The sequence below is a fragment of the Sphingobacterium puteale genome (assembly GCF_003627955.1).
Classification (GTDB): domain Bacteria; phylum Bacteroidota; class Bacteroidia; order Sphingobacteriales; family Sphingobacteriaceae; genus Sphingobacterium; species Sphingobacterium puteale.
The window spans coordinates 99,336-111,693 of record NZ_RBWS01000019.1 but is presented as its reverse complement, the minus strand read 5'-3'; the positions used below and the strand labels follow the sequence as shown (position 1 = coordinate 111,693).

Sequence of the window (12,358 nt, the reverse complement as noted above, 5' to 3'; positions counted from 1 at the left end):
TTATTTTAATTGAGATGCACTATTGGTTTTTAGAGCCACTATTAGTTGATAGTTTTACTCGAGTCCTTGGTCCAATCCTGCCCTGACCAAATACGCTTGGCACTCCAGTCTGTCACTTCACTTGTCCAGAAAGGATCTTCATCCGGCAAGCCCAAAGGCAAGAAAATTACTGCACAGAGATAAGGGCTACCTTGATTGTTATACGAATCTGCCAGGCCGGGCTGGTCACCATACACCCCTAATGTCAACCAGCCATTTTGGTAGGTACTTGGATTTTCTGTCGTCTTTTTCAACACAGCAGACAGCGCTCCGCGAACCTGCCCGTTGGTCAGTTCTTTAGGAAGTCGCTTCTTGAACGCCATATCAGCTAAGTGATGAAAAGCCGCAGCACGATAAACTACGGATCTTCCTGTTGGCGGAAAACTACCATCCGCATTGATTAATCGCTCCTGAATAATAGCATATCGTTCGTTACGGAGTCTGATTTTCACAAACATGTTATCGTAATTTTTGGTTTTCAATTGGATCATATCCATGATCCCCGCCAAAAAAGGATGAATAACATAACTATTATAGTAATCAAAGGCATAATGTGGACCATCCATATACATGCCATCGCCAACATACCATTGCTCCAGTTGCTGCAAGGCATAGTCGACCCGCATCACATCCCAATCATCTGCATATTTCGCCAAAAAAGCTTCATTCATCGCCGAAAAAAGCAACCAATTCGAATAAGCTGGACGAAATTGACGCGTTACCTTTATCGATGATATCAAATTCGTTCTGGTTTGATGATCGATATGCTCCCATAGCCACGGACTACGCATAAAACCTAAAGCAATAAAGGAGGCGTCCACAAGCTGCTGCCCGCCGAGATCAAAGCGCATAAAATCACGTGCATTACTATCCAACGCGTTTTTAAGCGCCAGAACAGTCCAAGTTCTATATTGCTCGCGTAGCTTTCTTTCCGCTTCCGACCCTCCATCCAATGAAAGCCAAGGAGCAATACCTGACAATACTCTTCCCAATACCTCAACATATTGCACTTTAATACGATGTTGTTTGTTGTCCACCTGTGCCGATACCATCTTAGGCATGTTTATTCGAAGACTGTCATGTGCTAAACTCCGCAATACAGGACGCAGCATACGATCCATTTCCTGAAGCCAGAAAGTTCTATTTGTCTCATCATTGCCTGTAGATTTCTTTTTTTTGATTTGTGCTTGGACAGCCCCTATTACTGACAGCAGCAATAGAAAGAATAATAAAATTCTATTTTTCATTTATATGATTAACTTATTTTCTATCCAGATAACGATACATTTCTGTACCGGCCAATAAGAATGCTCCTACCCCGAATGGAGCTGTAGAATTGGCATCAACCAACTGTCCGGGGATAGCCTTCTCACCGATAGGCTGTACGAAGCCGATTCTACCGTCAGCTTGTAAGGAAATTTCACTGAGGTAGTTCCATCCCTTAAGTGCCGCTTTCGAAAACTTCGGATCAAGTAGTATTCCTTGATTTATTCCCCAAAGTAGACCGTAGGTAAAGAAGGCAGTCCCACTAGTTTCCCTTCCGGGCGCATGTTCCGGATCCAACATGCTTCGTGTCCAAAACCCTTCTTCCTGCTGGCAGCTGACGATCGCAACCGCCATGTCTTTGAATCTTTCATGGTAATAATTGTAATGTTTATCCTGCTTGGGCAAATCTTGAAGAACCTTTGCCAAGGCTGCAAACACCCAACCATCACCTCGCGCCCAAAAATCCTTCTTGCCATGGAGGCTTTTGTGTTTTGGATAGACATATTTTGAATCGCGATAGTATAAATGATCCTCCTGATCGAACATGATACTATCTGCATAGCGCAAATAGGTATACATTTTATCAAGATAAAGTGGATCTTGGGTCAATTTGTACATTTTGGTCATGACAGGCATGACCATATACAAACCATCAGCCCACCACCAATAATCAGTGTTGGCTGAATGAATCTGATAGTCCATAACTTCTTTAGCCCGAGCTATCTTTTCCGGACTTGGCGACAAATTATAAAGATCAATATAGGTCTGGAAACAAATCTGCCAATCTCCAAAAAGCACATAATCATCCGTTTCACCATAGCCATATTTCCAATGCTGCTTGTTGGTTGATTTAGCACCTTTCCAATCATTGAATCTTGCCCAATCTTCAGAATATTTCAAATCACTTTGTGAATTTGAAATCTTATAGAATTCCATATTTCCAGTATGATAAGCCGCCTGGTCCCAAAATGCCCAAACTTCCGGATTGTGATGAGATTGCCAATAGCCGTTTGCTCTTTTGAGCTGAGAAAGAACAATTTCTTTTTTCAGTTTCTGTCCAAAAGAAAAATGTCCAATAAGTAATAGGCACAAAATAAAATTGATACGCATGTCTTGAGATTTATAAAATTTGATTCCCAACCGGGATAAACAAAACTACTTCAAATCGTTTTGGAAGATGTTTGAATAAAGACTAATCATAACCCAAAATGGGATCATTTTAGGCCTAAAAGGCTAAATGATCATGTTTAATGGCTTCACTCTAAATAAGCGTACAATATACACTTATTTGAAAAATATTTGTATCTTTAATCAATATAAACCTAAAAAATCTTAACGTGGTCTGTCTTTATTCGCAATATAATACGGATGTATTGAAGCGAAATGCTACCATACGCTAACGTTAAATCTAGGAGATCGAGCGCTGCAACTATGGTTGGGTAAGAATTTTACCAAAACTGGATTGGACAGGTCGAATAAAAGCTAATTAAGATGAGCGCATCTATCCGGCAAGTAATCGCATTTTTGCATCTATATCTATCCCTAATAACTGCTGTATATAGTCAACAGATGAGACTTGACCCCGTGCCAAAAAATTATGAGCTTCCCTCACTAACGATCAATCAGACGATACAGGATCGAGAGGGATACATCTGGTTTGCGTCCACACAGGGCTTAAGTCGCTATGATGCATATAATATCCTGAATTTTAAACTAAGGGATTCAGCGGGGAAAGTAACAAGCCAACAAGCTATTCGAACGCTTGTAGAATTAGAAAATAAACTAATTTTGGGAGGAGAGAAAGGTGTTTATGTATTAGATAAGCGCAATTATAAGGTCTTCCCGCTAAATGATCCACGTGTGGCAACTGTTCGTGTCAATACTTTGATGGTTGACCGTTCGAAACGGCTCTGGATCGGTACAGATGATGGCATTTTTATCTATGACAGTGCATTAATGCCTTTGACAGATGCGCAAAGCGCGCACTTCCTGAATAATAGGATGAGGGGCAAAACTATTAATACGATCTTTCAGGATAGCCAAGCTCAGATCTGGCTAGGTGTCTGGGAAACTGGCTTATTTAAGCTAAGTCTTGGCAACAATAAATTACAGCCTTATCCTAGACTTGGCCCACGCAACAATCCTTTCAAACTCATGGAAGACGATCATGGACAACTCTGGATATGTACTTGGGGAGACGGCATTTATTTATTCAATCCACAGGATCCGAATAATCCATACAAAGAAATTAAAATCAAAAATAAACGCCGTCATGGCGGTAAGGAAGATCTATTTTACAACATCATTCAAGATCGAAGCCGTCATTATATCTGGATTCTCTCTTTCTCAGGGATATCAACACTTCAATATCAAAATGGCCAATTGCAAGAAATCGATCTTTCTAGTTACTTCGACAATACGACGAATATCTTCAACGATATTTACCAAGATAAATATGGGACATTATGGCTTGCTGTCGGAGGCAAAGGAGTGTCAATGTTTAGCTTTAACAAACCAATTGTTAAAAACTATAGTTTCAAACAGATCAAAGCATTATATAGTATTGCCCCGAACCTAAATATGCTCTATCGAGATCATACAGGTATTTTATGGTTTAATCTCGAACGCTTTGGATTTGGTAGCTTGTCCCCAAAAACAAATCAATTAAATACGTATAGTAATTCTAATTTCAGAGATTTGATTTCAATACGCGCAGTGACCTGTGCTACAGATTTTGGAAAAGAACTATGGGTAGGTTCAGCATATGAATCGTCAATAAATGTTTTTCAGAAAACCAACAATAATATTAAATTCTTACGGAAGATCGATTTAGTGCAACAGATCGAACACCGGGGAATTCCCTCTTTTTTCGTCTCAGATCGACAAAAACGACTTTGGATCGCAACGACACAGGGACTGCTATTAAAAAAGTCGGAATCAGAAAATATCAGGATCATCCCAGAGATAAAGGATCAACCAGTAGCTATTGCACAAGGTCAACAAAACCATATTTGGATCGCAACCAAAGAAAATGGAATCTATTGTATCGATAACCGTAATCTACGATCCATACTGACTCATCTTGGTAAAGAGACTCCCGGATTAAATAGTGACCAAATTGAGACGATGGATGTTGATCTAGACGGCAATTTATGGATCGGTACCAAAGATAACAGATTATTGAATTATCAACTTGCCACCCGAAAAGTATCGGAAGTCGCCAATAACACATTATTTGAGAAAAACCAGCTTCTTGATGTTATCTGTCTCAACCACAATACTTGGTTATCTACGACACGTAATTTATACAAGATCAACAACGCAAGCAAGAATATCAGTGAATTTTCTGCAGCTGATAGCCTCCAAGTCAATATGTTCTCAAAACGAGCTTTTGCTGTGGATACAAATTCCAATACCATTTATTTTGGCGGTTACAATGGTATCGTTCAACTCAATGATCAAAGTATCTTACCCATTTTCAAAGAAAAGGTCCTTATTTCCGACATAAAAATTAACAATAAGTCCATTATCCTGCAATCAAACCAGGAATTGTTCAGCGATGACCAGACTGAACTAACACTGAATCCCCAAGATCAAAACATTGAAATATCCTTTTCATCACTGCCTTTTACGCAGGAAGATAAGATACGTTATGCTTATAAACTGGAGGGGGTCGACAAAGATTGGATCTACGCTCCTCGAGATCGCATCTTTGCAACATATAACAATTTGAGTAAGGGAAGATATAGATTTTTAGTCAAATCAACTGACTTATATAACAAATGGAATCCCACTTTTACTCAAATTGAGATTATAAAGAAACCTTCATTCTATGAAAGTAATCTAGCCTATTTTATCTACGCCTGCATCCTCGGTGGCATCGTATTGTTTTTTATTAATTACTCCTTCAATCGCCTCAAGTTGAGAGGAGATTTAAAAATCGCTCAAATTGAAAAAGAGAAGGCTAAGGAACTCGCACAATCCAAACTCAGCTATTTTACCAATATTTCACACGATTTGCTGACTCCTCTGACTATTATCTCCTGTTTGGTTGATGATGTTCAGATGTCTACAAATAACAATTTGGAACAATATGATAAAATACGGCTTAATCTAAGTCGGTTAAAACGATTACTGCAACAAATCCTCGATTTCAGAAGAATGGAAAACAATAGCATGAAACTCCAAATCAGTGCATCAAATTTCCCAACTTTTGTTAATCAATTGGGGGATATGCATTTTGGCCCAATAGCCAAAAAGAAAAACATTGTTTTTGAAATTCAACACGGGGACTGTCCAGAAATTCTCTTCTATGACGTCGATAAAGTCGACAAAATTCTTTTTAATCTCTTATCCAATGCTTTTAAATATACAGACCAAGAAGGCAAAATTACACTTACGTATCATGTGGAGGAACGAAAAGAATACAGTTGGCTCCTAATCTATATTCGTGACAATGGTATTGGAATATCTCACGAAGATATAGAGAAAATTTTTACGGTATTCTATACCAATAAATCAACAAAGCATCTTGAAAGTAACGGCATAGGGCTATCCGTTACAAAGCAGCTGATAGAGGCGCATTATGGTGAAATCCGTGTGGAGAGTCAACTCCATATCGGGAGTATGTTTGAGATTACAATTCCTGTCGATAAATCATTCTATTTAAAAAAGGGAATTGAAGTTATGGAACAACCATTCGCCGAAGAAATAAAAAATACCATTGTCGAATCACATGAAACTGAAAAAAAATTATCGAACACCGTCTCAGAGCCAAGGCTGAACCTGTTGCTGGTGGAAGATAATGAAGAACTCAGTTCAACTATGGCCAGCATCTTAGGCCAAAATTACCAGGTACACATAGCTTATAACGGTGTCCTTGGCTTGGAAGTGCTCGAAAACACTGAAATAGACATCATAGTGAGTGATATCATGATGCCTGAACTCGACGGGCTGAATTTTTGCAGAACCATTAAATCCAATGCGGAATTTAACCATATTCCAGTTTTGCTGTTAACTGCCAAGAACAGCATCGAAGATCGTATCGAATGCTACCAAGCTGGTGCGGATGGTTATATCAGTAAACCTTTCGAGGTTAAAGTATTGGAAGCAAAGATCCAAAGCTTTATTATCAACAAACGCTGCAGACAACTGGTTTTCCATAACAATACGAAGATTAACATTTCAACACTTAACCACACACCGCTGGATGAAAAATTTGTTCAAAAAATGATTCAAGTTATCGAAGAATATCTGTCCGATGACCAATTCGACGTCATTAAACTTGGTAATATCTTGGGATTGTCCAAATCCACACTCTATCGGAAGACAAAAGTACTCCTGAATTTATCTCCAAGCGAATTCATAAAAAACATCAGGTTAAAACATGCTTGTCAAATTATGGAAAAAGATAAGTCTATTTCTGTTAGTGAGGTAGCGTTCGAAACAGGTTTCTCGGATCCCCGTTATTTTGCTACTTGTTTTAAAGCAGCATTTGGAATAACTCCGAGTGAGTTTCAAAAGAGATCGACTTCAAACTCCTTCGTAATCTGATAACTTATACTAAAGGGCTGCCACGGTAGTTTTACATTTCCGATCAGGGTACTTTCGAAAAAGGAACTATTAACCTGTGCATTATGCCCTTTTTAGTCAGATTTATATTTCTTAATATTCGATTTAATCAACATATTCTTCAACACCAGCCAAAATGATACAAAAAACTTAATTTTTAGAATTATTGAGAACCTAACAGCCACATAATTCGATGTGGCTTTACAACATTTATATATTTATTTAAACGATCCCTATTTATATGAGTTGACTGAACTGGATATTTGCCAGCTATCCCCGTCACGTACCAATGTCATAAGATCAGTCTTGGTAAAGTTTTCAAATTTTAGAGTCACTTTGGCAACCATATAGTCTACTGACTCTTCTAAGATGTCTGTGCTTACCGCACAGTTCAACTTCTCTCCTTTTTGTTTTTTCAAAGATTTAACCACTGCTTCACGGTCATGAGATTGTGAATAGGAAGTTTGAATCTTTTGCTTGAAATCTTCGGCAAACAACTGCTCTACTCCTGCTGACTCGCCTTCTGTCGTAACCGCAACATAATGCTCCAGAGCAAAGTCTGCGGTTGAAAAGTTAACGTCTGCTTTTTCAGATTTTGATGTTTTTTTGTCAGCTGCCATAGCGAAGGTAGATACGGCGATTAAGGTTGCTGTTACGAATGTTTTTACGAGAGTTTTTTATCGAAATGATTTGTTTTTTATTTGATGATAAAGCATGAGTGCTTTTTGAATACACTCATGATGGTTCATAATGTCTTTATTTTATTGTGTTAGTTTTTTATCTGTTCTTATTTGTTGACTCAAAACTACAACACAATCAGTCCCTAGCCTATGGGCATTAGACCAACGAGCAGGAAAACTCGGTAAATGGCGGGAATGGGAAGGTGAATTTACACTTCTACCATTGTTTTTTAGACCTTATAGCCCAGCCGGATTTTATAAATATCGTTCCCCTATATTGTGCTTGCTGTAAGGCTTTCTCTCAATGAAGCAAAAGGTATCGCCAAGTATATAGAACTAAAAAATCGAATAAATAAGTGCGAATAATAGATCAACCCCCACGAATACCAAACGGTCAAAATCATTTCATTTCCTTGCCCTACTTTTACTGCCAGAGAATTAAAACATGCCAAAAAAAAGCATGTATGGTTTAACAAAAAAAAGTAAAAAATGAAAAAATTAGTAATGAGTTTGGTCGCAGTAGCTGCGTTATCAACTGCGGCATTTGCCGGAACAGGTTCAAAAGCTTCTAAAGAAAATGCAAATGTAAAAACAACCAATTACAAGCTAGCTAAAAAAAACGCTAAGGTTAAAGTTACCGAAGCGTCAAAGGAAAGCAAAAGCATGTTGACAAAATGTGTTTATACCCTAAATGTTTACAATAGCAGCGGCCAAGTGATTGACACCTTCACTTCGCAAACTTACGTAGAAAATTCCTGTTCAGGATTCTTCGCCAACTGCAGAACGATTTATAGACATATGCTTGCAAGTGGCGAACTAGGGATATAGTCTGAGAACTATATTTCAATTGAATTACAATGTAAAAATTTAAGCGGGGCTAAGGCCTCGCTTTCTCCAATCCAACGACCATGTACAAATATTCTTTATTCTTTGTATTCTTATTGGCCACAGCAGTTTCTTATGGCCAAAAACTAAAGGCATTGTACGAATACCTGCCATCGCCCATGGCAACTTTTCGGGAAGAGGTTTATTTTCAGGATGGGACAAAAACGTCCGTTCGCGATTCGCTACCACAGCCCAAGCCCAAGGCTACTAGCAATGGTGATGATGAGGAACTGAGCGGCAGTATGTCGGTCACCCTAGATATGGGCAAAATCTACCGAAACATTGTCATCCAAAAAAACGATGCGACGCAACTGCTCGAAACCCGCTCGCTAAAAGGGAGCAACTACCTCGTTAACGACGAGCTTCCGCCCTTAGCGTGGAACACCAACTTCACTGACGTAGATACCCTAGGCAAACATATATGCCACAAGGCCACCGCCATCTACCGTGGTACCACCTTAGTCGCCTACTATACCAACGATATTCCGATACCTGCCGGGCCCTACAAATTTGGTGGCTTGCCCGGGCTTATCGTCATGCTATATAATGAAGGCGCCAACCCGCACTATTGGTTGCTTAAAGAAATTGAATACCCCTACACAGGTGATGTGCCCGTTAACGAAAAATACATAAATACGTTGCCCAAACTCAGCTTAGAGAACTACATAAAAAAAGAAGATTTAGAAACCGAGGAGCGGATGCGCATGATGATGAGCAAAATGCCCATGATGGAAGGTGTAACCGTAGAGCGTAAAAAAGTTCGTGGCAGTGTAGAACAAGTATATGAGTGGGAAAAAAATTAAGCATAGAATAGGATGGCTTTTCCTATGTCTATTGCCTATATTTGGGCAGGCACAGGTAGCCATACATGGGAAGGTCAGCGCCAAAGGCGAGCCTTTAGGCGGTGTACGTATTGATTTGCGCTTTGCCGACGATTCCCGAATGCTGACCTACACCTTTAGTGATGGCCAGGGAAATTACCGCTTGCAAACCACACAACGCGGAAAATTCATTTTGCAGTTCAAATCACTTGGCTCGGAACCGCTTAGCCTGGCTATTGCTCAAACACAAGCTGACACCCTTATTGACGTGCAAATGCGCCCCGGTGGTGTACAGCGCTTACAAGAAGTGATTGTACATGCCAAACAACCCTACCGAAATGGCCGAGATACCCTTGAACTGGCGGTAAGCTCTTTTTTGCAGGGCGATGAACGCAACGTAGAAGATTTGCTGCGCAAAATTCCAGGGATCAACGTAGGTAGCGATGGCAGCATCAAAATAGGCAAAAAAGAGGTGGAAAAGGTCATGGTCGAAGGTGACGATTTTTTTGAAAAGGGCTACCGCCTGCTTACGCAAAATATGAGTGTGCAGTCGCTGGAAAAAATCCAGATACTGCAGCGCTATTCCAGTAACAAACAATTAAAAGGCATCGAAAACTCGGACAAGGTCGCCCTTAATCTGCAACTGAAAGCGGATAGCAAAAACCAGTGGCTGGGTTCAGTGGGATTGCAGGGCTCACCAACTGGCCCAAAGTATTATCAAGCCAGCGCTAACCTCATGAATTTCGGCAAGCGCAACAAATACTACCTTTTGGCCAGTGGCAATAATAATGGCTACGATGCCGTAAGCAGCATCAACCACCTTATACAGTCCGGTTCGACTAATGAACCTGGACAAATTGGCGTGGATGTAAGCACGCCTATCCTAATTGACAATACACCCAACCTGCCCAACTTCGATTATCGGCGCACGAATTTCAACAACGACAAGCTTATCTCATTAAATACCATTTTAAATCCGATAGCTGCATTCAAAATCAAATGGCTGGGCTTTGCCAATCCAACAAAAAAATCGTTTTACCGCAATACCGTACAGGAGTATAACTTGGAAGACATTCAATTTACCACAAACGAAAACTATGAATTTGCGCGCAAAATCGACAATTATTTTACCAAAGTGGAACTGCAATACGAGCCCAGCCCCCATACCTCACTGAAGTATACCGGTACACTGGGGTCTCTGAACAGCAATGAGCTGGGTACCCTGATTTTTAATAACATAGCCAGCTTAGAAACTACCAAAAACAAAGGCTACCTCACCAACCACAACCTATCATACAGCTATAAGCTGTCCGAGCGCAAAGCGCTGGTCAGCTCCGTCCGCTTTATCAACCAGCAGTCGCCGGTTGATTACAGTATCAATCAATATTACTACCAAGACCTCTTCGGATCTAACTCGGTGAGCGAGGTGCAACAGCATATAGACAACAACCTGCGCTATCTGGGAGCTACCACGCATTATGTAAGCCGGCAACAAAACGGCAATTTTTTCGAGCTAGGATTGAGCTCAACCTATCAACAGCAAGAGCTCAACACCCTGTTGCGGCTACTGTCTGGCCCCAAAGCGGAGAACAAAACGGTAGTGTATCCACCAAAATTTGCTAATGAAATGACCCTCCGCTTGTTTCAGACTAACATCATTTCTAAATACACGGTTAAGCACCGCAGCTGGGAAATAACTCCCCGTCTGCAATTAGGTATAGCAAACAGCTGGCTGATTAATTTTGAGAAACAAAAACACAAAAACAGCTTGCAACTCTCTCCCGGCCTATCGGGAAAATGGGCCATACACCGCAAAGGGCGGCTGGAAACTGATTTGTTTTTTCAACAGCAGAACTCCAAACTTACCGACCTGATACCTAACTATTACACCACGGGTGTGCGCAATTTCATTAAAGGAATGGATAACATGGCAACCTTGAGCAGTTCGGGCGGAACGCTTCAATACACCTACGGTAATATGAGCGACCGTTTTTTTACCAACCTCTGGATCGGGCATCAGATCCTGTTTGACTATATTGGAACGGAAAGCGACCTCAACCCCAATTTTAACCTCGTGCAACAGCGCTTACTCAAAGACAAAACTCTGACCTATGGTAAGGCCGAGCTGAATTATTTTGTAAAATCCCTAAACGGAAATTTAAAGTTGGATGTGGGCTTCAACACGGTCGACTATGAAAATGTCGTCGTCGGCTTGGGACTTAGGAAAATTCGTACAAACAGATACGACTATGGGCTTTCGTTCAGAAGTTCGTGGAAATCCTGCTTCAATATGTATACAGGGTATAGCCTACAAACCAACAGCTACCGTATGGAAGGTGAGACAAATACCTTGACAAATAGTCAAGCTTTTTTAAATCTCTTTTTGCGCTTTGGCGACAATCTACAGTTCAGCCTCAAGAACGAATCTTATCGCTTTGGAGCCATGCCCCAACAAAAAAACCAAACTTATTATTTTTCGGACTTCTCAGTATTTTACGAACTCAAAAGATACAAGACCCGCTTTGACATAACAGCCAAAAACATCTTTAACACCCGCTCTTTCAGAAACGCCATGCTCACAGACGTTTCGCGTTCCACCACCGAATACCGGCTCTTGCCCCGGTACATAAGCTTTGGAATAGACTATAATTTTTAAATTTTTAGTAGAGGACTTTCGTGAAAATTGCCGGCCTAATTCAGCTATAAATAACTGGAAAGTATAACGTTACACTTCCATGCGGATAAGAGTGTTATACTCAATCAATATTCACTGCTCGAAGAAAGTTGATACAATAAAAATAAAAGCCACATCTTTCAATGTGGCTCTACTGCATATGTATTTGCTTGAGATGGCTCTTATTTATAAGTGTTGACTGAACTGGATACTTTCCAGCTATCGCCTTCTCGCGTCAAAATCACGAGATCAGTTTTTGTAAAGTTCTCAAACTTCATTGTCACCTTGGCTACCATATAGTAAATTGACTCTTTGATGATATTGGCATTTACTCCGCAATCCAAGCGTTTACCCTTTTCTTTTTCAAGTATTTAACAACCGCTTCACCGCTGTTGGTCTTTGCATTGGAAGCTTGAACCTTC

7 protein-coding genes are annotated in these 12,358 nt (G+C 40.3%); 4 read left to right on the top strand and 3 right to left on the bottom strand.

All coding sequences use genetic code 11. From position 1 onward, the window contains the following. Positions 1–41: 41 nt before the first annotated feature. Together D7322_RS22175 and D7322_RS22170 are read right to left on the bottom strand one after the other, a co-directional pair. The gene (locus D7322_RS22175) at positions 42–1,286 is read right to left on the bottom strand and encodes a DUF2264 domain-containing protein (protein WP_121126398.1); all 1,245 of its coding nucleotides are present in this window, start codon (positions 1,284–1,286) and stop codon (positions 42–44) included. A gap of 13 nt (positions 1,287–1,299) precedes the next feature. Continuing rightward, positions 1,300–2,415 carry a glycoside hydrolase family 88/105 protein gene (locus tag D7322_RS22170; protein ID WP_121126397.1) on the bottom strand — a complete coding sequence of 372 codons (1,116 nt, stop codon included), beginning with the start codon at positions 2,413–2,415 and terminating at the stop codon, positions 1,300–1,302. Between the two features lie 381 nt (positions 2,416–2,796). On the opposite strand from D7322_RS22170, the gene D7322_RS22165 reads away from it, so the two are divergent. Beyond that, a complete protein-coding gene (locus D7322_RS22165; RefSeq protein WP_121126396.1) occupies positions 2,797–6,858 on the top strand; it encodes a hybrid sensor histidine kinase/response regulator transcription factor in 4,062 nt (1,353 codons plus the stop codon). 251 nt (positions 6,859–7,109) lie between these two features. Here the strand turns inward: D7322_RS22165 and D7322_RS22160 are convergent, their stop codons facing one another. Then, on the bottom strand, positions 7,110–7,496 hold the full coding sequence (locus D7322_RS22160) for a nuclear transport factor 2 family protein (protein ID WP_121126395.1): 387 nt from the start codon (positions 7,494–7,496) through the stop codon (positions 7,110–7,112). A gap of 549 nt (positions 7,497–8,045) precedes the next feature. Between D7322_RS22160 and D7322_RS22155 the strand changes: the two genes are divergently transcribed. The 3 genes from D7322_RS22155 to D7322_RS22145 all read left to right on the top strand — a co-directional run bounded on the left by D7322_RS22155 (position 8,046) and on the right by D7322_RS22145 (position 11,918). Then, positions 8,046–8,384 carry a hypothetical protein gene (locus tag D7322_RS22155; protein WP_121126394.1) on the top strand — a complete coding sequence of 113 codons (339 nt, stop codon included), beginning with the start codon at positions 8,046–8,048 and terminating at the stop codon, positions 8,382–8,384. Positions 8,385–8,464: 80 nt separating this feature from the next. After that, the gene (locus tag D7322_RS22150; protein WP_121126393.1) at positions 8,465–9,244 is read left to right on the top strand and encodes a GLPGLI family protein; all 780 of its coding nucleotides are present in this window, start codon (positions 8,465–8,467) and stop codon (positions 9,242–9,244) included. Beyond that, positions 9,225–11,918, top strand: a complete 2,694-nt coding sequence (locus D7322_RS22145; protein WP_121126392.1) for a porin family protein — start codon at positions 9,225–9,227, stop codon at positions 11,916–11,918. The genes D7322_RS22150 and D7322_RS22145 overlap by 20 nt, the downstream gene beginning before the upstream one ends. The last annotated feature ends 440 nt before the right edge of the window (positions 11,919–12,358 follow it).